The sequence below is a fragment of the Aeromicrobium sp. REDSEA-S32_B7 genome, from assembly GCF_001626145.1.
Taxonomy (GTDB): domain Bacteria; phylum Actinomycetota; class Actinomycetes; order Propionibacteriales; family Nocardioidaceae; genus Aeromicrobium; species Aeromicrobium erythreum.
Map to the genome: position 1 here is coordinate 1 of NZ_LUNF01000099.1, position 26,191 is coordinate 26,191.

21 protein-coding genes and 4 pseudogenes are annotated in these 26,191 nt (G+C 71.6%); 15 read left to right on the forward strand and 10 right to left on the reverse strand.

Going from position 1 to position 26,191, the window contains the following annotated elements; translation table 11 throughout:
- The 15 genes and pseudogenes from A6Q79_RS07250 to A6Q79_RS07320 all read left to right on the forward strand — a co-directional run.
- Nucleotides 1–377, forward strand: a pseudogene (locus A6Q79_RS07250) (succinate dehydrogenase); the annotation flags it as partial.
- Between the two features lie 37 nt (nt 378–414).
- Nucleotides 415–2,348 (forward strand): annotated as a pseudogene (locus A6Q79_RS07255) (fumarate reductase/succinate dehydrogenase flavoprotein subunit).
- 13 nt (nt 2,349–2,361) lie between these two features.
- Nucleotides 2,362–3,108, forward strand: a complete 747-nt coding sequence (locus A6Q79_RS07260) for a succinate dehydrogenase/fumarate reductase iron-sulfur subunit (RefSeq protein WP_067854979.1) — start codon at nt 2,362–2,364, stop codon at nt 3,106–3,108.
- A gap of 523 nt (nt 3,109–3,631) precedes the next feature.
- Nucleotides 3,632–4,042, forward strand: a complete 411-nt coding sequence (locus tag A6Q79_RS07265; RefSeq protein WP_067854981.1) for a MarR family winged helix-turn-helix transcriptional regulator — start codon at nt 3,632–3,634, stop codon at nt 4,040–4,042.
- Entirely contained in the window at nt 4,039–5,421 is a 1,383-nt protein-coding gene (locus tag A6Q79_RS07270) for an MFS transporter (protein WP_286689119.1), read from the forward strand. Before A6Q79_RS07265 ends, A6Q79_RS07270 begins: the two co-directional genes overlap by 4 nt.
- Nucleotides 5,321–5,725 (forward strand): SRPBCC family protein, encoded by a 405-nt coding sequence (locus A6Q79_RS07275; protein ID WP_286689122.1) that lies wholly within the window; start codon nt 5,321–5,323, stop codon nt 5,723–5,725. Before A6Q79_RS07270 ends, A6Q79_RS07275 begins: the two co-directional genes overlap by 101 nt.
- Nucleotides 5,726–5,840: 115 nt before the next feature.
- Nucleotides 5,841–7,004: an amidohydrolase gene (locus tag A6Q79_RS07280; RefSeq protein ID WP_067854987.1), complete on the forward strand. Its 1,164-nt coding sequence runs from the start codon at nt 5,841–5,843 to the stop codon at nt 7,002–7,004.
- 135 nt (nt 7,005–7,139) lie between these two features.
- Entirely contained in the window at nt 7,140–8,192 is a 1,053-nt protein-coding gene (locus tag A6Q79_RS07285) for a BMP family protein (RefSeq protein WP_286689120.1), read from the forward strand.
- Nucleotides 8,193–8,337: 145 nt separating this feature from the next.
- A complete protein-coding gene (locus tag A6Q79_RS07290; protein WP_317697430.1) occupies nt 8,338–9,900 on the forward strand; it encodes an ABC transporter ATP-binding protein in 1,563 nt (520 codons plus the stop codon).
- Nucleotides 9,897–11,015, forward strand: coding sequence for an ABC transporter permease (locus A6Q79_RS07295; protein WP_067854995.1), 1,119 nt, complete (start codon nt 9,897–9,899; stop codon nt 11,013–11,015). Before A6Q79_RS07290 ends, A6Q79_RS07295 begins: the two co-directional genes overlap by 4 nt.
- A 156-nt stretch (nt 11,016–11,171) precedes the next feature.
- The gene (locus A6Q79_RS07300; RefSeq protein WP_067854998.1) at nt 11,172–12,434 is read left to right on the forward strand and encodes an ABC transporter permease; all 1,263 of its coding nucleotides are present in this window, start codon (nt 11,172–11,174) and stop codon (nt 12,432–12,434) included.
- On the forward strand, nt 12,434–12,913 hold the full coding sequence (locus A6Q79_RS07305) for a cytidine deaminase (protein ID WP_289016766.1): 480 nt from the start codon (nt 12,434–12,436) through the stop codon (nt 12,911–12,913). The genes A6Q79_RS07300 and A6Q79_RS07305 overlap by 1 nt, the downstream gene beginning before the upstream one ends.
- Nucleotides 12,910–14,127 carry a cytochrome P450 gene (locus A6Q79_RS07310; protein WP_236749813.1) on the forward strand — a complete coding sequence of 406 codons (1,218 nt, stop codon included), beginning with the start codon at nt 12,910–12,912 and terminating at the stop codon, nt 14,125–14,127. Before A6Q79_RS07305 ends, A6Q79_RS07310 begins: the two co-directional genes overlap by 4 nt.
- Nucleotides 14,124–15,413 carry a thymidine phosphorylase gene (locus A6Q79_RS07315; protein ID WP_067855004.1) on the forward strand — a complete coding sequence of 430 codons (1,290 nt, stop codon included), beginning with the start codon at nt 14,124–14,126 and terminating at the stop codon, nt 15,411–15,413. Before A6Q79_RS07310 ends, A6Q79_RS07315 begins: the two co-directional genes overlap by 4 nt.
- A gap of 21 nt (nt 15,414–15,434) precedes the next feature.
- Nucleotides 15,435–15,905 carry a MaoC family dehydratase gene (locus A6Q79_RS07320; RefSeq protein WP_067855010.1) on the forward strand — a complete coding sequence of 157 codons (471 nt, stop codon included), beginning with the start codon at nt 15,435–15,437 and terminating at the stop codon, nt 15,903–15,905.
- 500 nt (nt 15,906–16,405) lie between these two features.
- Here the strand turns inward: A6Q79_RS07320 and A6Q79_RS07325 are convergent, their stop codons facing one another.
- The 10 genes and pseudogenes from A6Q79_RS07325 to tmk all read right to left on the reverse strand — a co-directional run bounded on the left by A6Q79_RS07325 (nt 16,406) and on the right by tmk (nt 25,916).
- Nucleotides 16,406–17,260, reverse strand: coding sequence for an aldehyde dehydrogenase family protein (locus A6Q79_RS07325; RefSeq protein ID WP_317697436.1), 855 nt, complete (start codon nt 17,258–17,260; stop codon nt 16,406–16,408).
- Entirely contained in the window at nt 17,260–18,708 is a 1,449-nt protein-coding gene (locus A6Q79_RS07330; RefSeq protein ID WP_286690583.1) for an aldehyde dehydrogenase family protein, read from the reverse strand. Before A6Q79_RS07330 ends, A6Q79_RS07325 begins: the two co-directional genes overlap by 1 nt.
- A gap of 33 nt (nt 18,709–18,741) precedes the next feature.
- Nucleotides 18,742–19,636, reverse strand: a pseudogene (gene deoC / locus A6Q79_RS07335) (deoxyribose-phosphate aldolase).
- Nucleotides 19,637–19,750: 114 nt separating this feature from the next.
- Nucleotides 19,751–20,737: a substrate-binding domain-containing protein gene (locus A6Q79_RS07340; protein ID WP_253021930.1), complete on the reverse strand. Its 987-nt coding sequence runs from the start codon at nt 20,735–20,737 to the stop codon at nt 19,751–19,753.
- On the reverse strand, nt 20,734–21,765 hold the full coding sequence (locus tag A6Q79_RS07345; protein ID WP_286690581.1) for an ABC transporter permease: 1,032 nt from the start codon (nt 21,763–21,765) through the stop codon (nt 20,734–20,736). Before A6Q79_RS07345 ends, A6Q79_RS07340 begins: the two co-directional genes overlap by 4 nt.
- The gene (locus A6Q79_RS07350) at nt 21,762–23,252 is read right to left on the reverse strand and encodes a sugar ABC transporter ATP-binding protein (RefSeq protein ID WP_286690580.1); all 1,491 of its coding nucleotides are present in this window, start codon (nt 23,250–23,252) and stop codon (nt 21,762–21,764) included. Before A6Q79_RS07350 ends, A6Q79_RS07345 begins: the two co-directional genes overlap by 4 nt.
- 7 nt (nt 23,253–23,259) lie before the next feature.
- Nucleotides 23,260–23,664 (reverse strand): D-ribose pyranase, encoded by a 405-nt coding sequence (rbsD, locus tag A6Q79_RS07355; RefSeq protein WP_289016765.1) that lies wholly within the window; start codon nt 23,662–23,664, stop codon nt 23,260–23,262.
- Nucleotides 23,665–23,671: 7 nt separating this feature from the next.
- Nucleotides 23,672–24,637 (reverse strand): ribokinase, encoded by a 966-nt coding sequence (locus A6Q79_RS07360; RefSeq protein WP_289016764.1) that lies wholly within the window; start codon nt 24,635–24,637, stop codon nt 23,672–23,674.
- Between the two features lie 98 nt (nt 24,638–24,735).
- A pseudogene (locus A6Q79_RS07365) lies at nt 24,736–25,230 on the reverse strand (AAA family ATPase); the annotation flags it as partial.
- Nucleotides 25,231–25,277: 47 nt separating this feature from the next.
- Nucleotides 25,278–25,916: a dTMP kinase gene (gene tmk, locus A6Q79_RS07370; protein ID WP_286689861.1), complete on the reverse strand. Its 639-nt coding sequence runs from the start codon at nt 25,914–25,916 to the stop codon at nt 25,278–25,280.
- Between the last annotated feature and the right edge of the window lie 275 nt (nt 25,917–26,191).

The following is a 26,191-nucleotide window of genomic DNA, read 5'->3' on the forward strand; positions in this document are numbered from 1 at the left end:
AGAAGAACAAGCACTCGTCGATCTCCTCGCGCACGATGCGCTGGGGCGGCCTGACGATCCTGGTCTTCCTGGTCTGGCACCTGCTGAACTTCACCATCGTCAAGGTGAACCCCGCCGGCGGCGAGACCAACAACCCCTACCAGCTCATGGTCGACACCTTCGGCCTGTGGTGGATGACCCTGATCTACCTGGCCGCGATGGCAGCCCTCGCGCTGCACCTGCACCACGGCACCTTCAGCGCGATGCAGACCCTCGGCTGGACCGGCACGGCCGCGGCCCGCACGCGGGCGCGCACCGCCGGCTGGGTGCTGGCGGTCGTGATCGCGGGCGGCTTCTCGCTGGTCCCGATCTTCACGCTCCTCGGCGTCATCGACTGACGCGGCCCACGACTCACCGAACCGGAGAGACCGACACATGGCATCCACCGTCGACGTCAGCGGCAACACCGTCCTGACCACGCCGCCGAACCAGCAGTCCGACGACGCGCACGGCTACTACACGCTGGGCGAGAAGATCGCGGACACCAAGGCCCCGGCCGGTCCGATCAAGGACCGCTGGACCACCCACAAGATGAACAACCGGCTGGTCAACCCGGCCAACCGCCGCAAGCTTGCTACCAGGACTCCCCGCGCCGGGCGCACTCGATCGCCGCGCAGGGCGGCATCAACGCGGCGAAGAACTACAAGGAGGACGGCGACTCGACGTACCGCCTCTTCTACGACACCGTGAAGGGCGGCGACTACCGCTCGCGCGAGTCCAACGTCTACCGCCTCGCCGAGGTCTCGGCGAACATCATCGACCAGTGCGTCGCGCAGGGTGTCCCCTTCGCGCGTGAGTACGGCGGTCTGCTGGACAACCGCTCGTTCGGTGGTGTGCAGGTCTCCCGCACGTTCTACGCCCGTGGCCAGACCGGTCAGCAGCTGCTGATCGGCGCCTACCAGGCGATGGAGCGCCAGGTGGCGGCCGGCACGGTCACGCAGTACACCCGCCACGAGATGCTCGAGCTGATCATCGTCGACGGCAAGGCCCGCGGGATCATCGCCCGTGACATGGTCACCGGCGCGATCGAGACCCACCTCGCCGACGTCGTGGTGCTGGCCTCGGGCGGCTACGGCAATGTTTTCTTCCTCTCGACCAACGCGATGGGGTCCAACGTCACCGCCGCGTGGCGTGCGCACCGCAAGGGTGCCTACATGGCCAACCCCTGCTACACGCAGATCCATCCCACCTGCATCCCCGTCTCCGGCGACCACCAGTCGAAGCTGACGCTGATGTCGGAGTCGCTGCGCAACGACGGTCGCATCTGGGTGCCGAAGAAGGCCGAGGACTGCACCAAGGACCCGCGCGACATCCCCGAGGAGGACCGCGACTACTACCTGGAGCGGATCTACCCCTCCTTCGGCAACCTGGTCCCCCGCGACATCGCCTCCCGCCAGGCCAAGAACGTCTGCGACGAGGGTCGCGGCGTGGGCCCGATGGTCGGCGACTTCCGCCGCGGCGTCTACCTCGACTTCGCCGACGCGATCAAGCGTCTGGGCGAGGACGCGGTGCGCGAGAAGTACGACAACCTCTTCGACATGTACGAGCGGATCACGGGTGAGAACCCCTACGAGGTGCCGATGCGCATCTACCCCGCCGTGCACTACGTCATGGGTGGCCTGTGGGTCGACTACGACCTGCAGTCCAACATCGAGGGCCTCTTCGTCACCGGTGAGGCCAACTTCTCCGACCACGGCGCCAACCGCCTCGGTGCCTCGGCGCTGATGCAGGGCCTCGCCGACGGCTACTTCGTGCTGCCGACGACGATCGCCAACTACCTGGCCGCGGGTCCGTTCGAGCCGGTCGCCGAGGACCACCCGGCGGTCCTCGAGGCCCGTCAGGCCGTCGAGGAGCGCATCCAGAAGCTGCTGGCCGTCGACGGCAACCGCACGGTCGACAGCTACCACAAGGAGCTCGGCCACATCATGTGGGAGTACTGCGGCATGGAGCGGACCGAGGAGGGCCTGACGAAGGCCATCGGCCTGATCCGCGAGCTGCGCGACGACTTCTGGAAGAACGTGAAGGTCACCGGTGAGGCCGAGGAGCTGAACCAGACCCTGGAGCGGGCGGGCCGCGTCGTCGACTTCTTCGAGCTGGGCGAGCTGATGTGCATCGACGCGCTCAACCGCGAGGAGTCGTGCGGCGGTCACTTCCGCGCCGAGAGCCAGACCGAGGACGGCGAGGCGCTGCGCCACGACGACCGCTTCGCCTACGTGGCGGCGTGGGAGTTCGGCGGCGAGAAGCCGATCCTGCACAAGGAGCCGCTCGAGTACGAGTACGTCGAGATGAAGGCCCGGTCGTACAAGTGAACAGGAGCTGCAAGTGAAGATCACCGTCAACGTCTGGCGCCAGAAGAACGCCGACGCGAAGGGCGAGATGGTCGGGTACCACCTCGACGACGTCTCCGAGGACATGTCGTTCCTGGAGATGCTCGACGTGCTCAACGAGCAGCTCACGCTCGCCGGCGAGGAGCCGGTCGCGTTCGACCACGACTGCCGTGAGGGCATCTGCGGGTCGTGCGGCGTCGTCATCAACGGCATCGCGCACGGCCCCGAGGTCACGACGACCTGCCAGCTGCACATGCGCTCGTTCAAGGACGGCGACGTCATCGACATCGAGCCGTGGCGCGCGGGCGCGTTCCCGATCGTCAAGGACCTCGTCGTCGACCGCGGCGCGTTCGACCGCATCATCCAGTCCGGCGGCTACATCAGCGTCAACACCGGCTCGGCCCCGGAGGCCAACAACCTCCCGGTGCCGAAGGAGGACGCCGACCACGCGTTCGCGGCGGCGACCTGCATCGGCTGCGGTGCCTGCGTCGCGGCGTGCCCGAACGGCTCGGCGATGCTGTTCACGGCCGCCAAGGTGACCCACCTGGGCCTGCTGCCGCAGGGTCAGCCGGAGCGTGAGTCGCGCGTGGCCAGCATGGTCGCGCAGCACGACGCGGAGGGCTTCGGCTCCTGCACCAACATCGGCGAGTGCACGGCGGCCTGCCCCAAGGGCATCCCGCTCGACGTCATCTCGCGGCTCAACCGCGACCTGCTCGGGGCGCTGGCCGCCGGCCAGGCCTGACGCACCGTCCCTCGACCGCCCGTCACCTCCCCGGAGGTGGCGGGCGGTCGTGACGTCCGGGCCGGGCGGATGCGCTGTGCCCCTCGAGCGGTGACTTCTCCACCGATCGACTGGATGCCGCCGTGGGCGGTGGGTTCTCCACCATCCCAGCGCTGAGACGATGGAGGACCCACCGCTCGGGGGCTCTCAGTGGAGAACTCACCGCCCGACGCGCCGACGCGCCGTGCTCGAGCCCTCCATCGGTGGATCTGCAACCGCAGCGCCCGAAGCCGCGCGAATCGGTGGATCCTCAACCGCAGACCGCCTCCTGGGGTTGCTGACCCACCGGTTGAGGGCTCCGGCGTGCCCGGTCAACCCCATGCCCCCTGCCCCGTCGAGGCCCGCAGAAAGCAGGACCACGACCACCCACGCCGACGCAGCCCCGTCGCCGAGAGGGAGCGACCTGTCGCCCCGACAGCACGCGCACCCACCCGTGAATGGTTGCAGATTTGAATTAGCATGGTTAATGACCTAGGCTAAGGACATGCCCACCGACTCCCAGAACCTCGCGCTGGCGGTGGCCCGACTCAACCGCAGGCTCCGGCAGGAGCGGCACTCCGACCTGACCCCGACGCAGATGTCCGTGCTGGGCACGCTGCGCCAGCTGGGTCCGACGTCGCCGTCGTCGATCGCCGCCCGTGAGCGTGTGAGCGCCCCCAGCGTGACCCGCACCCTGAACTGCCTCGCCGAGGACGGTCTCGTCGAGCGCGCACCGCACCCGCAGGACGGCCGTCAGGTTGTCGTCAGCCTCTCCGACCTCGGCGAGAAGACGCTCGCGGAGGAGCGTCGGCGTCGCGACGCCTGGCTGCACCAGCGTCTCGCCGAGCTCGACCCCCGCGAGCGGGCCCTGCTGCGGGAGGCGTCGGCGATCCTGACCCGGATCACCGAGTCGTGAGCCCGACCTTCCGCGCGCTGCACGTCCGCAACTACCGCGTCTACGCCGCGGGAGCCCTCGTCTCCAACGTGGGCACCTGGATGCAGCGCGTCGCGCAGGACTGGCTCGTCCTCCAGCTGACCTCGAGCGGCACCGCCCTCGGCATCACGACCGGCCTGCAGTTCCTGCCTGCGCTCCTGCTGTCGCCGGTCGCCGGCGTGGTCGCCGACCGGTATCCCAAGCGGACCGTGCTGCGCTGCACGCAGGTGGCCATGGCCGTGCCCGCCGCGATCCTCGGCGTCCTCGCCGTCACGGGAGCCGCCCAGGCGTGGCACGTCTACGTGCTGGCGTTCGTGTTCGGCGTCGGCACCGCGTTCGACGCGCCCGCCCGCCAGTCGTTCGTCGTCGAGATGGTCGGACCCGACGACCTCTCCAACGCCGTCGGCCTCAACTCGGCGTCCTTCAACTCCGCCCGCATGATCGGTCCCGCGCTCGCGGGCCTGCTCATCGCCGCAGGCGGGTCGGGCGTCGAGGCGACGGGCTGGGTCATCCTGGCCAACGCCGTCAGCTACCTCGCCGTCATCGCCTCGCTGCAGCGCCTCGACCCCGCACGGCTCTCGCCCGCGCCCGTCATGGGCAGTCGCAAGGGCGCGGTGCGCGAGGGCGTCCGGTACGTCCGCGCCCGGCCCGACCTCGTGCTCGTCCTGTCCATCGTGTTCGCGGTCGGCACCTTCGGCCTGAACTTCCAGATGACCAGCGCCCTCATGGCGACCGACGTCTTCGACAAGGGCGCGGGGGAGTACGGCATCCTCGGCTCGGTCATGGCGATCGGCTCGCTGGCCGGCGCGCTCCTGGCCGCCCGGCGCGAACGGCCGCGACTGCGGTTCGTGGTGGGGGCGGCCATCGCGTTCGGCGTCGTCGAGATCGTCGCGGGGCTGATGCCCGACTACCTCACCTACGCGCTCGTGCTCCCGCTGCTCGGCCTCTGCGCGCTGACGATGATCACGGCGGCCAACGCCACCATCCAGCTCACGACCGAGCCGGTCATGCGCGGACGCGTCGCGGCGCTGTACCTCATGATCTTCATGGGCGGCACGCCGCTCGGCTCGCCGTTCATCGGCTGGGTGGGGGAGACGTTCGGTGCCCGCTGGACGCTGATCGGTGGTGGGTCGCTGTCGCTGCTCGGCGTGGCCGTCGCGCTGGCGTTCTACGCGCACGGACGCGAGATCCAGCGCCGCGACGTCGCCGAGCTGGTGGCTCGCCTACGCTCGCAGCATGGACGTCGAGCGCACCTTCACCCTGCCCCGGCCGGTCGAGGAGGTCTTCGCCTTCCTCAGCGACTTCGAGAACACCGAGCACTGGGACCCCGGCACGATCGAGACGACGCGCCTGTCGGGTGACGGCGGCATGGGCACCCGGTACGCGAACCGGTCGCGGTTCATGGGGCGCACCGTCACGCTCGAGTACGAGACGGTCGGCTTCGACCCGCCGGCCTTCTTCGCCTGCAAGGGCGTGAACGGACGCACGACCGCCACCGACGTCATGTCGTTCACCCCCGTCGACGACACCGCCACGCAGGTCCACTACCGGGCGCAGTTCGACTTCCCGTTCCCGCTGCACCAGCTCGCGCCGCTCGTGCTGCGCCGCCGGCTCGACGCGCTCGCCGACGAGACGGTCGAGTCGATCCGCCGCGCCCTGGCCTGACCCCTGCTCGGCCCCGACCCTTCCGGCGCGCCCTGTCGGCGCGCCGACCGCGACGACGACGGCCGCTCGGCGGACACGTCCCGCGGGACGTGCCGGGCGGGACTATCCTGGCCGAATGTCCGTCGAAGCCATCGCCCGCTCGATCGAGGTCGTCACGCCCGACCTGATCGAGCTGCGCCGCGACCTGCACGCCAGCCCCGAGCTGTCGTGGCACGAGGAGCGGACCACCGACGTGGTGGCCGGCTGGATGGACAAGCTGGGTCTCGTCCACGAGCGGTTCGAGGGCACCGGGCTGGTCGCCGAGGTCGGGCCCGAGGAGGGGCCGATCGTCGCGCTGCGCGCCGACCTCGACGCGCTGCCCGTCGACGACACGACGTCCGACCCCTGGCGCTCCACCGTGCCGGGCGTCGCCCACGCCTGCGGCCACGACGTCCACGTCTCGGCCCTGGTGGGTGCCGCGGTCGCGCTGCAGGAGCTGCACCAGGCGGGCGGTCTGCCCCGCCGCGTGCGGCTGATCTTCCAGCCGGCCGAGGAGGTCATGCCCGGTGGTGCCCTGCGGCTCCTGTCCGCCGGGGTGCTGCGTGGTGTCTCCCGCATCGTCGCGCTGCACTGCGACCCCTCGCTCGACGTCGGCCAGGTCGGCCTGCGCGAGGGCCCGATCACCGGCGCGTCCGACCGGATCCAGGTGACCCTCTCCGGTCGCGGCGGGCACACGTCGCGACCGCACCTCACCGAGGACCTCACCTACGCCCTCGCGAGCCTGGTCACCCAGCTGCCCGCGGTGCTCTCGCGCCGCTTCGACCCGCGGTCCGGCGCGAGCCTCGTCTGGGGCTCCGTGCGCGCCGGCAACGCGCCCAACGTCATCCCCTCCACGGGTGAGCTGAGCGGCACCCTGCGCATGCTCGACTCCGCCGCCTGGCACCAGGCGGAGCACCTCGTCCGCGGCCTCATCGCCGACATCATCGAGCCGTTCGGCGTCAGCGCCGACGTCACCTACGTGCGCGGCGTCCCGCCGGTCGTCAACGACTTCGGCGTCACCGAGGTCCTGCGACGGGCCGTCTCCGACGCCATCGGACCCGCCGCCGTCGCGACGACGAGCCAGAGCCTCGGCGGCGAGGACTTCGCCTGGTACGTCGAGGCGGTGCCGGGCGCCATGGGACGGCTCGGCACCCGCACGCCGGACGGCCCCACGTACGACCTCCACCAGGGCAACCTACGCATCGACGAGCGCGCGATCGCCGTCGGCGCGAAGGTCCTGGCCTGCTCGACGCTGCACTAGCGCGCCCCCGCCGACCTGGCAAGGTGACGATCCGGTTACGGCCCGGAGCAATCGCCCCGAGGCCCTCCCGCGGGACCCTGCGCGCGGTTAGGGTGCAGGCGTGCCGGGCTCGCCGGCGAAGTCTGAGGAGGAACATTGCGTCGTCTCACGAAGGTCACCGCCGTCGCCGGCGTGGCCGCGCTCGTGCTCGCTGGTGCGGGCTGCGCGAAGAAGAGCACCGACAGCGAGGACAGCAGCGCCAGCGGCAAGGACTGCGTCGCCAAGGTCGACACCAAGGTCGGCATGGCCTTCGACGTGGGCGGTCGCGGTGACCAGTCGTTCAACGACTCCGCCGCCAAGGGCCTCGACAAGGCCGAGTGCGAGCTGGGCTTCGAGGTGCAGACCGCCGAGGCGCAGGACGGCGAGGCCGAGTCGGCGCGCGAGGGCCGCCTCCAGCAGCTGGTCGACGCCGGGTACAACCCCGTCATCGCCGTGGGCTTCGCGTACTCCTCCGCGGTCGGCAAGATCGCCAAGGAGAACCCCGAGGTCAACTTCGCGATCGTCGACGACGCGGTCGAGGGCGACAACATCGCGAACCTGCTGTTCGCCGAGGAGCAGGGCTCCTTCCTCGTCGGCGCCGCCGCGGCGCTGAAGACCGAGTCCGACAACATCGGCTTCGTCGGTGGCGTCGAGACGCCGCTCATCAAGAAGTTCGAGGTCGGCTACGAGGCGGGCGCCAAGGCCGTCAACCCCGACATCGAGATCCAGAGCCGCTACCTGACGCAGCCGCCGGACTTCAGCGGCTTCGGCGACCCGGCGAAGGGCAAGACCGCCGCCGAGGGCATGTTCGACAAGGGTGCCGACATCGTCTACCACGCGGCCGGCGGCTCCGGCGCGGGTGTGTTCGAGGCCGCGAAGGACGCCGACGCCAAGGCGATCGGCGTCGACTCCGACCAGGCCCTCACGGCCGACCCGTCGGTGCGCGACGTCATCCTGACCTCGATGCTGAAGAACATCGACGTCGCCGTGTTCTCCTACCTGCAGGGTGTCGCCGACGGCAAGGTGCCGACCGGCCCGACCGTCTACGACCTCAAGGTCGACGGCGTCGGCTACTCCAAGACCGGTGGCCAGGTCGACGACATCGCCAGCAAGCTGGACGAGTACAAGAAGCAGATCGTGGACGGTTCCATCACCGTCCCCAGCGAGTGACGAGGATCCCTGCGATCCTGACGGCTTGACGCGGTCCGGCCCTGCGCGCGAGCGTGGGGCCGGACCGTGACCCGTTCGTCCGACCTGCTCGACCCCGCTGACACCCGCCCGGCCGACGGTCGGGCCCTCCGCAGAGGAGTGCTGCGTGACCACGTCCGTCCCCGACGGCACCACGAACCCCGAGACCGGCGACGTCGTCGTCCGGCTGCGGGGCATCGGCAAGACGTTCCCGGGCGTCATCGCCAACCACGACATCGACATCGACGTCCGCCGCGGCACCGTGCACGCCATCGTCGGCGAGAACGGTGCCGGCAAGTCGACGCTCATGAAGATCCTCTACGGCGTCCAGAAGCCGGACTCCGGGACGATCGAGATCCAGGGCCGTCCCGTCGACCTCGGCTCCCCGTCCGACGCGATCGCTGCGGGCGTGGGCATGGTCTTCCAGCACTTCATGCTGGCCGACAACTTCACGGTGCTCGAGAACGTCGTGCTGGGTGCCGAGAAGCTGCACGGCATCGGCGACGCGGCCCGCGCCGAGATCCGGCGCCTGTCCGAGGCGTACGGCCTCGACATCGATCCCGACGTGCTCGTCGAGGACCTCGGCGTCGGCGCCCGCCAGCGCATCGAGATCCTCAAGGTGCTCTACCGCGGGGCGTCGGTGATCATCCTCGACGAGCCGACGGCCGTGCTCGTCCCGCAGGAGGTCGACGAGCTCTTCGACAACCTGCGCGAGCTGAAGGCCGAGGGCCTCGCGGTCATCTTCATCTCCCACAAGCTCGACGAGGTGCTCTCGGTCGCCGACACGGTCACGGTGGTCCGACGCGGCACGACGGTCGACACCCGTCCCGCTGCCGGCGTCACCTCGCGCCAGCTGGCCGAGCTCATGGTCGGCTCGGAGCTCCCCAGCCCCTCCACCGAGGCCTCCACCGTCACCGAGCGCGTGACCCTGCACGTGGCCGACCTCGGACTGCCCGGCGAGAACCGGCCGCTGCTGGAGGGCATCTCCTTCGACATCCACGCCGGCGAGGTCCTGGGCATCGCCGGCGTCGAGGGCAACGGCCAGGCCGAGCTCGTCGAGGCGATCATGGGCATGCGTCCCGGTGCCACCGGCTCCGTGCGCCTGTCGGGCGCCGACCTCGCCGGGCTGTCGACGCGGCGGCGCCGCGAGGCCGGCATCGGGTACATCCCCGAGGACCGGCACCGCCACGCGCTGCTGCTCGACGCGCCGCTGTGGGAGAACCGCGTGCTGGGCCACCAGACCCGCGAGCCCAACGTCTCCGGCCCCTTCATCGACCGCAAGGGCGCCCGCTCCGACACCCAGCGCATCGTCGAGGAGTACGACGTCCGCACGCCCGGCATCGACGTGCTGGCCCGGGCGCTGTCGGGAGGCAACCAGCAGAAGCTCATCATCGGTCGCGAGATGACCGGCGAGCCGAGCCTGCTCGTCGCCGCCCACCCGACGCGCGGCGTCGACGTCGGCGCCCAGGCCGCCATCTGGGACCACATCAAGCGGGCCCGCCGCGACGGCCTGGCGGTGCTGCTCATCTCCGCCGACCTCGACGAGCTCATCGGCCTGTCCGACACCATCCGCGTGATCCTGCGCGGCCGTCTCGTCCCCGACGTGTTCGACCCGGCGACCGTGACCCCCCAGCAGCTCGGCTCGGCCATGACCGGCGCCGGCGACGACGCAGCAGGAGACGTCGCATGACCGACCAGCGACTCAAGCGCATCGGCCTCGCGGTCGCTGCGCCCGCGCTCGCCCTCGTGGCGGCCTTCCTCATCACGAGCCTCGTGCTCGTGGTGGCGGGCGACTCCGTGGGCGGGGTGTGGGGGCAGATCCTCAGCATCCCGGAGGCGCGCGGCCTGACGAACATCGTCAACAGCGCCACCGTCTACTACCTCTCGGGCGTCGCGGTGGCCATCGGCTTCCGGATGAACCTCTTCAACATCGGCGTCGACGGCCAGTACCGCGTCGCGTCGTTCGCCGCCGCGGTCGTGGCCGGCGAGGCGTGGCTGCCCGGCTGGCTCAACACCGCCGCCGCCATCCTGGCCGCGATGCTCGTGGGTGCCGCCTGGGCCGGCATCGCGGGCCTGCTGCGGGTCACGCGTGGCGTCTCGGAGGTGATCTCGACGATCATGCTCAACGCCATCGCGACGGCGCTCGTGGCCTTCCTGCTGCGCAAGGCCGCCGTGAACGACCCCGGCTCCAACATCACCGCGACGAAGGAGATCCCCGAGGGCAGCCGCATCCCCGGGTTCACGCTCTTCCCCGGGTCGCCGAACGAGGTGTACGGCTTCGTCTTCATCGCGATCGTCGTCGGCGTCGTGTACTGGCTCGTGATCAACAAGACCCGCTTCGGCTTCGACCTGCGGGCGACGGGCCTGTCGGAGACCGCGGCCGTGGCGTCCGGCATCGACGTGAAGAAGATGATCCTCGTCTCGATGCTGCTCTCCGGTGCCGCCGCCGGCCTGGTGGGCCTGCCCATCCTGTTCGGCGAGGCGTTCGCGTACGGCTCGACCTTCCAGTCCGGGCTGGGCTTCGCGGGCATCGCGATCGCGCTGCTCGGCCGCAACCACCCCGTCGGCATCGCGCTCGGCGCGCTGCTCTTCGCCTTCCTCGACGAGCAGTCGAACCCGCTGCAGATCCTGCAGGACGTCTCGCCCGACATCGTCAAGATCACGCAGGGCGTCATCGTGCTGACCGTCGTCATCGCCTACGAGGTGGTGCGTCGCTACGGCGTGCGCCTCGAGCAGCGCCAGGTCGCCGCCGCGCTCGACGCCCAACGACGCACCGGCGCCACCACGGAGGGAGCAGACCGATGAACGAGCGCCAGCGAGGGAAACACGAACACCTCATCGCGGCACCTCCGTACCGTGCTCTTCCCACGGAGGTGCGGCGATGAGCGAGCGCCAGCGAGTGATCCACGAACACCTCAGCGCGGCACCTCCGTACCGTGCTCTTCCCACGGAGGTGCGGCGATGAGCGTGGCCACCCCTCCCGTCGGCGGCGCGCCGACGGCCCCCGCGGGCCGCTCCCGCGTCTCGTTCGCCAAGGTGCTGCTCGGCCTGGCCGGGCTGCTCCTGCTCCTGGCGGTGCTGCGCGTCGTCACCGGCGCCGACGACCTCGCGTCGTCGGGCACCCTGCGCGCCACGCTGGTCGCCGCCGTGCCCATCGGCCTGGCCGGTCTGGGCGGTCTCTGGGCCGAGCGTGCGGGCGTCGTCAACATCGGCCTCGAGGGCATGATGATCCTCGGCACGTTCGGGGCCGGCTACTTCGGGTACTTCTACGGACCGTGGCAGGGCGTGCTCGGCGCGATCCTGCTGGGTGCCGCGGGCGGCCTGCTGCACGCGATCGCCACCGTCCTGTTCGGCGTCGACCACATCGTCTCCGGCGTCGCGATCAACATCATCTCCCTCGGCGCGGTCCAGTACCTGGCCGTCCTGGCGTTCACGGGCGTCCCCGGAGGTGGGCAGACGCAGTCGCCCCGCGTCGACGACCTGCCGGCGATCACGATCAGCGCGCTCGCCGACCCGCTCGGCGACCTCGAGGCGAAGAACTGGTTCCTCGTGTCCGACGCGGCCGCGCTCCTGCGTGCGCTCGTCTCGAACCTCAGCGTCCTGACGCTGATCTCGCTGGCCCTGTTCGCGCTCACCTGGTACGTCCTGTGGCGCACGCGGTTCGGCCTGCGCCTGCGGTCGGTCGGCGAGAGCCCGGCGGCCGCCGAGTCGCTCGGCATCGACGTGATCCGCTACAAGTTCGTCGCCGTCGTCACGTCCGGCGCCTTCGCCGGTCTGGCGGGCGGGTTCCTCGCACTGGTCGCCGCCAACGGGTTCCGTGACGGGCAGACCGGCGGACGCGGCTACATCGGCCTGGCCGCCATGATCTTCGGCAACTGGCGTCCCGGCGGGCTGCTGGCCGGTGCCGGCCTGTTCGGCTACACCGACACGCTGCGCCTGCGCGGTGGTGGCGACACGATCCACGGCCTGCTGCTGCTCGTGGCCGTCGGGCTCGTCGCCCTGGCGATCTGGCAGTGGCGTCAGCACGGCCGCCGCTCGGCGCTGGTCGCCGCGCTGCTGGGCGTCGTCGTGGCGCTCTGGTACTTCCTCACCAGCTCGGTGCCCGAGGACCTCACGGGCATGACGCCCTACCTGACCACGCTGCTGGTGCTCGCCCTGTTCTCGCAACGCCTGCGGATGCCGGCTGCGGACGGCAAGCCGTACCGCAAGGGGAGTGCGGGCTAGTGGCCGGCTCGTTCGGACTCGGCATCAGCACCGCCGACGACCCCGTCGACTGGGACGCGCTCACCCGGTACGCCACCGAGGTGATGCAGCGCGCGTACGCGCCGTACTCGAAGTACAAGGTCGGTGTGGCAGGGCTCGTCGACGACGGCCGCGTCGTGCTCGGCTGCAACGTCGAGAACGCGGCGTACGGCGTGGCGCTCTGCGCGGAGTGCGGCATGGTCTCGGCCCTGCACGCCACCGGCGGCGGGCGCCTGCGTGCCGTCGCGTGCGTCGACGGCCAGGGTCGTCCGCTCATGCCGTGCGGCCGCTGCCGTCAGCTCCTGTGGGAGAACGGCGGGCCGACCATGGAGCTGCTCACCGCCCGTGGCGTCGTCACGATGGACCAGGTGCTGCCCGACGCCTTCGACAGCAGCGACCTCGACGCCGCCGCCGACGGCAGCAGCGGCCCCGACGCCCCCGACCAGGAGAACCCCGCGTGAGCGCAGCGCTCGACCTGCCCACACCCGACCTGACCGACCCCGCGCTCCTCGACGACCCGTACCCGCTGCTGGCGCAGTGGCGGGCCGCCGGGCCGATGCTGCGCAGCGGCGAGGGACGCTGGGTGGCCACCACCCACTCGGCCGTCAGCGCCGTGCTGCGCAACCGCGCGCTCGGCCGGCTGTGGACCGATTGGGAGCCGGCCGAGCAGATGGAGCCCTTCAACACGCTGCACCGCAACCAGCTCATGGAGAACGAGCCGCCGGAGCACACGCGCATGCGGCGCCTGCTCGCCGGGGCGTTCGCACGCGGCCACGTCGAGCGGATGGCTCCGCGCATCGAGACCCTCGCCGACGCCATGCTCGATGACCTCGAGTCCGACCTGCGGGAGGGACGTCCCGTCGACCTGCTCGCCCGCTACGCGGAGCCGATGCCGGTGTTCGTCATCGCCGACCTCCTGGGCGTGCCGCGCGAGGACCACGTGCGTCTGCGGGACTGGTCGCAGGCCATCGTGCACATGTACGAGCAGGGCGTCGGTGACGACGTCCGCGCGGCAGCGGTGCAGGCCAGCAGCGAGTTCGCGGCGTACGTGCGCGACGTGGTCGCGTTGCGTCGGGCGGAGCCGGGGGAGGACCTCGTGAGCGACCTGATCGCCGAGCGCGAGGAGGGCGCCGGCACGCGGGCCGGCGGCTTCAGCGACGACGAGCTCGTGGCCACCGTCGTGCTGCTGCTGAACGCGGGCCACGAGGCGTCGGTGAACGTCTTCGGCAACGGCATGCACGCGCTGCTCTCGCACCCCGACCAGCAGGCCAGGGTGACGGGCGGCGAGGTCAGCGCGGCCACCGCGCTCGAGGAGCTCATCCGCTACGACGCCCCGCTGCAGATGTTCGAGCGCACCGCCACGAAGGACGTCGACGTCGCGGGCGTCACCGTGCGCGCGGGCGAGACCGTCGCCTGCCTCATGGGCTCGGCTAATCGCGACCCCGCCGCCTTCGAGGCGGCCGACACCTTCGACGTCGGCCGCGACCCGAATCCGCACGTCGGCTTCGGCATGGGTCTGCACTTCTGCCTGGGCGCACCGCTCGCCCGTGTGGAGCTGGAGATCACCGTGCGCCGGCTGCTCGACCGCTTCCCGACCATCGCGCTGCACGGCGCCGCTCCGCGTCGCCCCACGTGGGTGCTGCGCGGCTACGAGTCCCTCGAGGTGACCCTGTGACCACGCACGAACCGTTCGACGCGCCCGCGGTGATCGCCGCCAAGCGCGACCGCCACCGGCTCACCGACGCCCAGATCGACTGGGTCGTCGACGCCTACACGCGCGGCGTCGTCGCGCCGGAGCAGATGTCGGCGCTGGCCATGGCGATCCTGCTCAACGGCATGGACCGCGACGAGATCTCCCGCTGGACCGGCGCGATGATCGCGAGCGGCGAGCGGATGGACTTCTCCTCGCTGAGCCGGCCCACGGCCGACAAGCACTCCACGGGCGGTGTGGGCGACAAGATCACGCTGCCCCTCGCGCCCCTCGTCGCGGCCTGCGGCGTCGCGGTGCCGCAGCTGTCGGGTCGCGGGCTCGGGCACACGGGCGGGACGCTCGACAAGCTCGAGTCGATCCCCGGCTGGCGCGCGGCCCTCAGCAACGAGGAGATGCTCGCCCAGCTCGACGACGTCGGCGCCGTGATCTGCGCGGCCGGGTCGGGCCTCGCGCCCGCCGACAAGAAGCTCTACGCCCTGCGCGACGTGACGGGCACCGTCGAGGCGATCCCCCTGATCGCCAGCTCGATCATGAGCAAGAAGATCGCGGAGGGCACCGGCGCCCTCGTGCTGGACGTGAAGGTCGGTTCCGGCGCGTTCATGAAGGACGAGGCGCGGGCCCGCGAGCTGGCCGAGACCATGGTGGCCCTCGGCAAGGACGCCGGCGTCACCACCGTCGCCCTGCTCACCGACATGTCCACCCCCCTCGGCCTGACCGCCGGCAACGCCCTCGAGGTGCGCGAGTCGGTCGAGGTGCTGGCCGGCGGCGGACCGTCGGACGTCGTCGACCTGACGCTGGCGCTCGCCCGCGAGATGCTCGCCGCGGCCGGTCGGGGCGACGTCGACCCCGCCGACGCGCTGGCCGACGGTCGCGCGATGGACGCCTGGCGGCGGATGATCACCGCGCAGGACGGCGACCCGGACGCCCCGCTGCCGACCGCCCGCGAGACGCACGTCGTGACGGCGCAGGCCGACGGCGTGCTCACGTCGCTGGACGCCTTCGCCGTCGGCATCGCCGCCTGGCGCCTCGGTGCCGGGCGTTCGCGCCCCGGCGAGGACGTGCAGGCGGGCGCAGGCGTCGAGCTGCACGCGAAGCCGGGCGACGAGGTGCGCGCCGGCGCCCCGCTGATGACGCTGCACACCGACACGCCGGAGCGGTTCGAGCGCGCGCTGGAGGCTCTCGACGGCGCGGCAGAGGTCGGCTCGGGTCCGTTCGTCCCGCGCGACGTCGTGCTGGGTCGCGTCGAGTGACGATGGCCTAGGGTCGAGGGCATGCGTGTGCTGAACGACCGGCAGGAGGTCGCCGAGTCGGTGGGGACCGAGCTCGGTGTGAGCGAGTGGGTGCAGGTGTCCCAGGAGCGGATCGACCTGTTCGCCGACGCGACCGGTGACCGCCAGTGGATCCACGTCGATCCCGAGCGCGCGGCGGAGGGACCCTTCGGCGCGACCATCGCGCACGGCTACCTCACCCTGTCGATGCTCCCGTTCCTCGGCGCGCAGGTGTACGCGTTCGCGGGCGACGTCGCCCGGGTCAACTACGGCCTCAACAAGGTGCGGTTCATGACGCCGGTGACCGTCGGCTCGAAGATCCGCAACCGCGTGAGCGTCGTCGACGTGCACGACACCGACCGCGGCCAGCAGGTCACTCTGCGCCACCAGATCGAGATCAAGGGTCAGGACAAGCCCGCCTGCGTCGCCGAGACCGTCACCGTCCTCATCGAGGCGGGCAGCCAGTCCGGCTGAGCAGCGCCTGCGGGGGTCTCGGCCCGCTGGTGCACTGCGCGGTTCATCTCGTCCTGCTGGTGCGCTGTCGTAGGGGGCCTGCCGTTGCTGCTGCGCAGCCTGCGATCGCCCTGTCATTGCTCGTGCGCTGCCTCGGCTCGCGCTGGGTGCGGTCTCCGAAAGGGCCTCGACCGGGCGGCTGGCGGGCCGGTGGTCTGGGTTCTCGGGCGGTGGCTTGCGGTGGACGCACGATTCTGCACTCACGCGAGTCAGGTCGAACTTTTCTGCGTTCACGACGGGATCCCGTAGCAAACGCAGAATCCTTCGAGTTCCAGCGCACGAACGCAGATTCTTGCGTCCCACGCGGGCCGCACCCCGAAAACCCAGCCCAGCTCGACGAGACCCCCTGCGGCAGCGCACCAGCAACCCCAGACCCCCTACGCCCCCGCCGGCCCCCGCGTTGTGTGGAGGTACTGACGAAAGCCCGACGAGAGATCGTCGTCAACCGCACACACCGTGGGTCACGCGGTCAGTACGCCGACCCACCCGCAAGCGAAGGCGCGGAGGCGGGCGGTGCCGGGGACGGCGGTGAAGTCGGGCTCGCGACGGGGGGAGTGGACGCGCTTCACCGTGTCGGCGGCCGCACGCTCCAGGGCGACGCGCTGGTCGGCAGGCACGCCGGTGAGGTCGAGGCCGTTGACGTCGCCGTGGCTGGCGAGCCACGGCATGATCTCGGCCTGGTCGCCGGTGAGCAGGTTGACGACGCCCGCGGGCACGTCGCTCGTCGCCAGCACCTCCGCGAACGTCACCGCGACCGTCGGGTCGGCCTGCGACGCGACGACGACCGCGGTGTTGCCGCCGGCCAGCACGGGCAGCACGGCGCTCACCAGGGGCAGCAGCGGCGACGCCGACGACGCGGCCACCGCGACGACGCCCGTGGGCTCCGGCGCGGAGTAGCTGAAGTAGGGGCCCGACACAGCGTTCGCGCCACCGAAGACGGCCGACAGCTTGTCGGTCCAGCCGGCGTAGTGCACGACCCGGTCCACCGCCGCGTCGACCTCGGCGCGCGCCTCGGCCGGCTTCACGCCCCGGCTCTGCACGATGAGGTCGGCCAGCTCGGCCCGACGGGCCTCCAGCATCTCCGCCACGCGGTACAGGACCTGCCCGCGGTTGTAGGGGGTGGCGCCGGCCCACTTCGCCAGGCCCGACCGGGCGGCGACGACGGCGTTGCGGGCGTCCTTGCGGGAGGCGAGCGCGGCGTTGGCCATGAGCGAACCCTTCGTGTCGTGCACCTGGTAGGTACGACCGGACTCCGAGCGCGGGAAGGCGCCGCCGAGGTAGAGCTTGTAGGTCTTCGCGACCGTCAGACGTGCCATCAGAGCGCTCCCTCGTCGTCGGTGTCGAGGTAGGCGGCCATGCCGGCCGTCCCGCCCTCGCGGCCGAAGCCGGACTCGCCGTAGCCGCCGAAGGAGGCGGTCGGGTCGAACTTGTTGAACGTGTTGTCCCAGACGACACCGGCCTTGAGGCCGGCGGCCATGCCCATCGCGCGCGACCCCTTCTCTGTCCACACGCCGGCCGACAGGCCGTAGGGGGTGTTGTTGGCCTTCGCGAGCGCCTCCTCGGGCGTCCGGAAGGTCAGGGTGGTCAGCACGGGGCCGAAGATCTCCTCGCGGGCCACCCGCATCGACGCGGTCGCGTCGGTGAACACGGTCGGGGCGACGAACCAGCCGCGCTCCGGCAGGGCGCAGCTGCTGGTCCAGACGCCGGCGCCCTCCTCGGCCCCGACCTCGACCAGGCCGGTGACCTTGTCATACTGCATCTGGCTGTTCAGGGCGCCGACGTCGGTGTTCTTGTCGAGCGGCTCGCCCACGCGCAGCGTCTCCACGCGCCGCTTCAGCTTCTCGAGGAACTCCTCGGCGACCGACTCCTGCACGAGCAGGCGCGAGCCGGCGCAGCAGACCTGGCCCTGGTTGAAGAAGATGCCCGACACGATGCCCTCGACGGCCTGGTCGATCGCCGCGTCGGCGAACACGATGTTCGCGCCCTTGCCCCCCAGCTCGAGGGTCAGCTTCTTGCCGGTGCCGGCGAGCTCGGACTGGATGCGCTTGCCCACGGGCGTGGAGCCCGTGAACGCGACCTTGTCGACGCCGGCGTGGTTGACGATGGCGGAACCGACGTCGCCGGCCCCCGGGAGGATGTTGACGACACCGGGCGGCAGGTCGGCGTCGGCGAGGATCTCGGCCAGGATCAGCGCGGTGACCGGCGTGGTCTCCGCGGGCTTGAGCACGACGGTGTTGCCGGCGGCCAGCGCCGGTGCGATCTTCCACGCGGCCATGAGCAGCGGGAAGTTCCACGGGATGACCTGCCCGGCCACGCCGAGCGGGCGCGGCGCGGGACCGAGGCCCAGGTGGCCGAGCTTGTCGGCCCAGCCGGCGTGGTGGAAGAAGTGCTGCGCCGCGGTGGGCACGTCGAAGTCGCGGGTCTCGCGGATCGGCTTGCCGTTGTCGAGGGTCTCGGCGACGGCCAGCTCGCGGGAGCGCTCCGCGATCGCGCGGGCGATGCGGAACAGGTACTTGCCGCGCTCGGCGCCGCCCATGCGCGACCACGGGCCGTCGTAGGCGCGGCGGGCTGCGGCGACCGCCCGGTCGACGTCGGCCGCGGACGCGGTGCTGACGGTGGTGAGGGTCTCGCCGGCCGCCGGGTTGACGGAGGTCAGGTCGTCGCCGCCGCCGTCGACGAACGCGCCGTCGAGGAAGAGCTGGTACCGCGGCTTGATCGCGGCGATCGCCGCCGACTCCAGGGCCGGTGCGTAGGTGAGGTCCATGGGTGGGTCCTTCGGTGGTGTCGGTCGACGGGGTCAGTCGACGCTGACGTAGCGGGGGCCGCTGTAGTGGCCCTGGGTCTGGGTACGACGCTGCAGCAGAAGGTCGTTGACGACGCCCGAGGCGCCGAAGCGGAACCAGTGCGGGTCGAGCCACTGCGGCCCGGCGACCTCGTGCACGGCGACGAGGTAGGCGATGGCGTCCTTCGTGGTGCGGATGCCGCCGGCGGGCTTCACCGCACGCTGCACGCCGGTGAGGTCGAAGAGGTCTCGCACGGCCTGCAGCATCACGTGGGTGACGGGCAGCGTGGCGGCCGGCGCGATCTTCCCGGTGGAGGTCTTGATGAAGTCGCCACCGGCCAGCAGCGCGAGCCACGACGCGCGGCGCACGTGGTCGTAGGTGGCGAGCTCGCCGGTCTCGAGGATCACCTTGAGCCGGGCGTCCCCGCAGGCCGCCTTCACGGCCTCGACCTGTCCGAACACGGTGGAGTAGTCGCCGGCGAGGAACGCGCCGCGGTCGATCACCATGTCGATCTCGTCGGCACCGGCCTCGACGGCGAGGCGGGTGTCGGCGAGCTTGACCTCGAGCGACGAGCGACCAGCGGGGAACGCCGTGGCCACCGACGCGACCTTGACGCCCGTGCCGGCGGTTGCGCACCTTGCCGGGGGTGTCGGCGCCCTCGAGCGTCGTCAGGTCGACCATCGAGATGGCCAGGTCGATGAGGGCGCGCTTGGTGTCCTTCTTGATCGAGCGGGTCGCGAGCTGGGCCGCGCGGGCCTCGACGCCGACGGGGTCGACGGCCGGCAGCCCCTCGAGGAAGGCGCGGAGCGCGGTGTTGTCGGTGCCGCCGAGGCCCACGGCGGCACGGATCGCGGCAGTGTCGGCTGCGGCGTCGGCAACGGGGGCGGTGACGGGGGACGACGGAGTCATGGATGTCCTTCGGACGGTGGAGCGGGTGGAACGGTGGGTCGTGGTGCTGGCGAAGCAGCAGGGCGGCGGGGCCGCGTCGGTGCCGACGCGGACCCGCCGCCCCGGGTCAGCCGGTCAGCTGATGCCCTTGCAGGTGTCGGTGTCGCCCTCGTCGGTGAGGAACTCACAGAAGTCTGCCACCTGGTCCTTGGTGACGAGTCGGCCCTGCAGGACGGTGTTCTTCTCGACCTTCTCGCCGTCGGCGACCTTGAGGCTGATGCCGAGCACCTCCTTGCCGAGCACGAACGGCGACTCGGCGTGCGTGGAGTACATGGTGCCCGCCTCGATCGCCTTCAGGGCGTCGCCGATGCCGTCGTTGCCGACGACCTTGACCTGGCCCGCGAGGTTGCGTGCCTTGAGTGCCGCGACGACGCCGAGCGCCATCTCGTCGTTGGCGGCGTAGACGCCGTCGATGTCGCTGTTGCCCTGCAGGACGTTGGTCATGACGTCGAGCGCCTTGCCGCGGTCGAAGTCGGCGGCCTGCTGGGCGACGACCTCGATGTCCGGGTAGGCCTTGATGCCCTCGTTGAAGCCCTTGCTGCGGTCCTGCGCGACGTTCGTGCCGAGGATGCCCTGGATCTCGACGACCTTGCCCTTCTCACCGATCGACTCGGCGAGCGACTTCGCGGCCTCCTTGCCGGCCTGGACGGCGTCGTAGCCGATGAAGCTGGCGAGCTCGCCGCTGTCGGGCGCGCGGTCGAAGGCGACGACGGGGACGTCGGCCTTGTTGGCCGCCTCGGTCATCGTGCCGCCGGACTCGCTGCCGACGGGGTCGATGATGAGCACCGACGGCTTCTTGGTCAGGGCGGTCGTCGTCGCGTTGAGCGCCGTCTGGTCGCTGTTGTTCGCGTTCTGCACGTCGAGGTCGACACCGGAGTCCTGCGCGGCCTCCTTGGCGCCGTCGACGACGGAGACGAAGAACGGATTGTTGAGGGTGCTGATGACGAGGGTGGCCTTGACGTCCTTCTCGCCGCCGGCGTCGCCGCCGCGTCCGCAGGCGCCGAGCGTCGTGGTCATCGCCAGGGCCGCGGTGAGGGCGGCCGTCTTCTTCCAGGTGTTCACGGGGTTCCTCCAGTGGTGGTGGGTGAGGCGGTGTCCGCGTCGGCGCCCGAGCCAGGCCGTCGAGGACGGACCAGGCGCGTCAGCGCCCGGACACGATCGGAGTTGCGATCCAGGAAGATCGCCACGAGGATCACGAGACCCTTGACGACGCCCTGCAGGAACGGCGAGACGTCGAGCAGGTTGAGGCCGTTGTCGATCACGCCGAGCAGCAGCGCGCCGATGAGGGTGCCCGCGAGGGCGCCGCGGCCTCCCGCGAGGCTGGTGCCGCCGATGATGACGGCGGCGATGGCGGCGAGCTCCAGGCCGGTGCCGGCCGTGGGCTGGGCGGTGCCGAGGCGTGCGGCCAGGATGAACCCGGCGGTCGAGGCCAGGAGGCCGCTGATGACGAACGCGAGGATCTTCACGCGGTGCACCTCGATGCCGGCCAGGCGCGCGGCGTCCTCGTTGTCGCCGACGGCGTAGACGTGGCGGCCGTAGCGCGACCTCGCCAGGACGAGGCCGAAGACGACGAACGCCGCGAGCATGATCCACACCGGGTTCGGCACGCCCAGCGGGCTCGCCTGGCCGATCGCGAGGAACGTGTCGTCGTCGATCGAGACCGGGTTGCCCTGGCTCAGCTGCAGGGTGAGGCCCGAGAGCACCGACATCATCGCGAGCGTCGCGATGAACGACGGCATGCGCAGCTTCGTCACCAGCAGGCCGTTGACGAGGCCGGCGAGCGCGCCCACGCCCCAGCCGGCGAGCAGGCCGACGACGAGCGGCTGGTCCTGCAGCGTGAAGGCGGTGACGATGCTCGAGATGCCGAGGATCGCGCCGACCGACAGGTCGATCTCGGCCAGGATGATGACGTACGTCTGCCCGGCCGCGAGCAACGCGGTGACCGACGCGGCGAGCAGGACGTTCAGCAGGTTGTCCCCGGTCAGGAACAGCGGCGTGGCGATGAACAGCACGAGGCCGACGAAGAGCAGCATCCACACCGCTCGCAGCTCGCGGTTCAGGGACGTCAGCCCGGTGATGATCGGCTTCATGCGGCACTCTCCAATGCGTGCTCGAGCAGCTTCTGCTCGGTGAGGTCGTCGTCGGTGAGCTCGGCCACGACGTGGCCCTGGCGCATCACCAGGAGCCGGTCGGACATGGCGACCAGCTCGGGGAGGTCGGAGGAGACGATCACGACGGCGACGCCGGCGGCGGCCTGCTCGTTGATGATCCGGTAGATCTCGGCCTTGGCGCCGACGTCGACGCCGCGGGTCGGCTCCTCCATCATCAGCACCTTGGGGTGGGTCAGGACCCAGCCGCCGAAGAGCGCCTTCTGCTGGTTGCCGCCGGACAGGCTGCCGACCGGCGCCGAGGGCGAGGCCGTGCGGATCGAGAGCTGCTCGATGATCCGGCTCGTCTCGGCGCGCTCGCGACCGCGGTGCACGTAGGGCCCGGTGCTGTAGCGCGACAGGCTGGCCATCGAGATGTTGTCCGACACCGACTGCTGCAGGCACAGGCCCTCGGCCTGGCGGTCCGGCGGCACGTAGCCGATCCCGGCGTCGATGGCCGCCTGCGGCGCCGACGGGCGGTACGTGGTGCCGTCCACGGCCACCGAGGCCGCCGTGGTCGGCACCAGCCCGAACAGGGCGCGCAGGACGCTGCCCTTGCCGCAGCCGAACACGCCACCGATGCCGACCACCTCGCCGGCGCGGACGTCGAACGAGACGTCGGCGAAGTCCGGTCCGGCGAGCCCGCGCACCGCGAGGACGACGTCGTCGCGGGTGTGGGTCTCCTTGGGGTAGAAGTCCTCGATGGTGCGTCCGACCATGGCCGTCACGACCTCGCGCTCGTCGAGCTCGGCGGTGGGGCGCTCGAGCGCGACGGAGCCGTTGCGCAGCACGACCACGCGCTGGGAGAGCCGGAAGACCTCCTCGAGCCGGTGGCTGATGTAGACGATCGCCACGCCCGACGCGCGCAGCCGCTCGATCTGCTCGAAGAGCCGTTCGGACTCCTGCTCGTCGAGCGCCGCGGTGGGCTCGTCGAGGATGAGCAGCCGCGCGTCGTGCCCGGCGGTCTTGGCCATCTCGAGCATCTGCATCTGCGCGACCGAGAGCCGGTGGACCGGGGTGGCGGGGTCGACGTCGAGCCCGATCAGGTCGAGCAGCTCGCGGGCCTTGGCGCGCATGCGGCGCTTGCTGACGAGGACGCGACCGAACTCGGCCTGCTCGTCGAGCGTGAAGAGGTTCTCGGCGACCGTCAGGTTCGGGAAGATGTTCTGCCGGAACTCCTGGTAGATCACCTGGATGCCGTGGCCCATCGCGTCCTGCGGGCCGGTGAAGGCGACCTCCTGGCCGTCGATGACGATGCGGCCGGCGTCGGGACGGTACGCGCCGGAGACGATGCGGGTCAGCGTCGACTTGCCGGCGCCGTTCTCGCCGACGAGCGCGAGGACCTCGCCGCCCTCGACCGTCAGGTCGATGCCGCGCAGCACCTCGGTCTCGCCGAAGCTCTTGTGGATGTCGTGCAGCTCGATGCGCATGACGGCCTCAGTACGCCACGCCGGCGTGCAGCACGACGTTGGCGTACGGGGTGAACTCGCCGGAGCGCACCGCCGCCCGCGCACCGTGGCTGAGCGCCTTCAGCTCGACGTGCGGGACGAGCGTGATCGGCACGTCGAGCGCGGCGAAGCGCTCCTCCAGGGCGGCGAGCATGTCGGGAGAGTGCTCGCGGATCTCCTCGGAGATCGTGGCGCCCTCGACGACCAGCTCGTCGAGCACGGTGTCGAGCACGTCGAGGAACGCGGGCAGCCCGGGGCGGACCGCGAGGTCGACGCGCTCGACGCCGAGCGGGATCGGCAGTCCGGCGTCGGTGACGACGACGAGGTCGGTGTGCCCGGTCTCGGAGACGACCCGCGACAGCTGGCCGTTCAGGGTGGCGGTGTTCTTGCGCATGGGTGGTTCAGCTCCCGGTGGTGGCGGTGGGGGTGGAGGTTCCGGCAGCGCGGACGGCGAGGAAGGCGTCGACGTCCGCGCCAGACGGCAGGCTCGGCGACGCGCCCCGTCGGGTGACGGCCAGCGCGCCGGCGGCCATGGCCCGGGGGAGGGCGGCGTCGAGGGTGAGCCCTGACGCGAGGCCCGCGCCGAGGTAGCCGGCGAACGCGTCGCCCGCGGCCGTCGTGTCGACGGCCTCGACGGCGGGGGCCGCGAAGTGTCGGGCGCCGTCGGCGTCGACGACCACCACGCCCTTGGCGGCGAGGGTGACGACGGCGTGCGCGACGCCGCGCTCGACGAACCAGCGCCCGGCCTGCTCGGCGGAGGCGACGTCGACCACCGGGATGCCGGTGAGGGTCGTGGCCTCGGTCTCGTTGGGCGTGACGACGTCGAGCTCGGCCCACACGGCGTCGTCGAGAGGGGCGGCGGGTGCCGGGTCGAGGATCGCGACCATGCCGGCGGCACGCGCCGCGCGGGTGGCCCGGACCATGACGTCCACGGGGGTCTCGAGCTGCGTGAGCAGCACGGACGCACGGCCCACCGCGCCGGCCACGCCGGCGTCGACGTCGGCGAGCCCGAGGTGGTCGTTGGCGAGCGGGACCATGACGATGTCGTTCTCGCCCGACGCGTCCACGCGGATGTGGGCCACACCGGTCGGGCCGTCGACCGTGCGCACGGAGGTCACGTCGACGCCGGAGGCGGCGAGCCCGCCGCGCGTGAGCTCGGCGAAGGCGTCGGTGCCGACGCAGCCGACCATCTGGGTGTCCGCGCCCGCGAGCGCGGCCGCGACGGCCTGGTTCGCGCCCTTGCCGCCGAGGACGAGGGTGAGGTCGTCGCCCAGGATCGTCTCGCCCGGGCGGGGCAGACGCTGGGAGAAGGTCGTGACGTCGGCGGTGATGCTGCCGATAACCAGGACGCCGGAGGGGGTGGTCATGCGGGGCTGCCTTTCGGGACGGGCCCCGTCGACCCGCGGACGACCAGCTCGACCGGGAGGGTGACGTGGGCGGTGGGGGCGTGCTCGTCGGCGTGCAGGCGCTCGACGAGCAGGCGGGCGATGGCGTCGACCGGCGGCGTGCGCAGCAGCACCGGCCGGCAGCGCGAGCGGATCGTGACGATCACGTCCTCCGTGGCGGGCGCGCAGAGCATCCACACGGTGAACGGCGACGGCTCCTCCACCGCCTTGAGGAGGGCGTTGGCGGCCTGCTCGGTGAGCCGGTCGGCGTCCTCGACGACCAGCACCTGCCAGCGCCCGAGGGCCGGGCTGAGCGCGGACTTGCGGACGTACTCGCGGGCGACGTCGGTGCCGATCGAGAGACCGTCGGTACGGATGAGCGTGATGTCGGGGTGGCTGCCCGCCGCCGCCGTGGTGCAGGAGCGGCACTCGCCGCAGCCGCCGCGCTCGCACTGCAGCGCCGCAGCGAACGCCTTCGCCGCGTTCGAGCGTCCTGATCCGGGCGGGCCCGTGAACAGCCAGGCGTGGGTCATCGAGCGACCGTCGCCACCGGCCGAGCGGACCGCGGCCGACAGCGTGTCGACGACCGGGGACTGCCCGACCAGCTCGTCCCAGACGCTGGTCACCGCGCCTGCACCAGCCACGGCTCGACCGCGGCGCGCACGGCGGCGTGGACGACGTCGGGCGACTGGTCGGCGTCGACGACGAGGTAGTGGGCTGGGTCGGCGGCGGCCAGCTCCAGGAAGTGGCTGCGGACCCGCTGGTGGAAATCGAGCGGCTCGGCCTCGATGCGGTCGGGCTCCCCCGCCCGCGCGAGCCCGACGACGGGGTCGAGGTCGAGCACGACGGTCAGGTGCGGACGAAGGCCGGCCGTCGCCCACCGCGCCACGTGCTCCAGCTCGGCGGCGTCGAGGGCACGTCCGGCACCCTGGTACGCCAGCGTCGAGTCGACGTAGCGGTCGGTGACGACCACCTCGCCCCGCGCCAGCGCCGGGAGCACGACGGCGTCGACGTGCTCGGCCTTGTCGGCGGCGTAGACCAGCGCCTCCGTGCGCGGCGACAGGTGCCCCGTGGCGGGATCGAGCACGATGCCCCGCAACCGCGCCCCCACCTCCGTGCCACCCGGCTCGCGCGTGAGCAGCACCTCGTGACCGGCGGCGCCGAGCCAGTCGGCGAGGAGCCGCGCCTGCGTCGACTTCCCGCCCCCCTCACCGCCCTCCAGCGCGACGAAGACGCCCGAGTCGGTGTAGCGCGGCTGCATGGGGCCGATCCTAGGGGGCGGGTACGACGGGGTGGGGTGCTGGTTGCGGTCGTCGTGACCTTGCTGCTGCGCTGGCTGCGGTCGTCGTGTGGTTGCCGCTGCGCAGGCGCAGGGGCTTCTTCTTGCCGCTGCGCTGCCGCGGGGAGTCTGACCTTGCTGGTGCGCTGCCTCGGCCGGCGCTGTGTCTGGTCTCCGAAAGGGCCTCGACCGGCAGCGGGCCTGAGGGTGGTCTGGGTCTCGGGGTCTGGCTTCGGCCTGTGGGTGACGCACGATTC

What these genes read in the sequence shown, in the direction of transcription:
- A6Q79_RS07265 (WP_067854981.1), top strand. Translation starts at nt 3,632, where the DNA reads ATGCCCACCGACTCCCAGAACCTCGCGCTGGCGGTGGCCCGACTCAAC.
- A6Q79_RS07280 (WP_067854987.1), top strand. Translation starts at nt 5,841, where the DNA reads ATGTCCGTCGAAGCCATCGCCCGCTCGATCGAGGTCGTCACGCCCGAC.
- A6Q79_RS07295 (WP_067854995.1), top strand. Translation starts at nt 9,897, where the DNA reads ATGACCGACCAGCGACTCAAGCGCATCGGCCTCGCGGTCGCTGCGCCC.
- A6Q79_RS07300 (WP_067854998.1), top strand. Translation starts at nt 11,172, where the DNA reads ATGAGCGTGGCCACCCCTCCCGTCGGCGGCGCGCCGACGGCCCCCGCG.
- A6Q79_RS07320 (WP_067855010.1), top strand. Translation starts at nt 15,435, where the DNA reads ATGCGTGTGCTGAACGACCGGCAGGAGGTCGCCGAGTCGGTGGGGACC.
- A6Q79_RS07325 (WP_317697436.1), bottom strand. Translation starts at nt 17,260, where the DNA reads ATGGCACGTCTGACGGTCGCGAAGACCTACAAGCTCTACCTCGGCGGC.
- A6Q79_RS07330 (WP_286690583.1), bottom strand. Translation starts at nt 18,708, where the DNA reads ATGGACCTCACCTACGCACCGGCCCTGGAGTCGGCGGCGATCGCCGCG.
- A6Q79_RS07345 (WP_286690581.1), bottom strand. Translation starts at nt 21,765, where the DNA reads ATGAAGCCGATCATCACCGGGCTGACGTCCCTGAACCGCGAGCTGCGA.
- A6Q79_RS07350 (WP_286690580.1), bottom strand. Translation starts at nt 23,252, where the DNA reads ATGCGCATCGAGCTGCACGACATCCACAAGAGCTTCGGCGAGACCGAG.
- rbsD (WP_289016765.1), bottom strand. Translation starts at nt 23,664, where the DNA reads ATGCGCAAGAACACCGCCACCCTGAACGGCCAGCTGTCGCGGGTCGTC.
- A6Q79_RS07360 (WP_289016764.1), bottom strand. Translation starts at nt 24,637, where the DNA reads ATGACCACCCCCTCCGGCGTCCTGGTTATCGGCAGCATCACCGCCGAC.
- tmk (WP_286689861.1), bottom strand. Translation starts at nt 25,916, where the DNA reads ATGCAGCCGCGCTACACCGACTCGGGCGTCTTCGTCGCGCTGGAGGGC.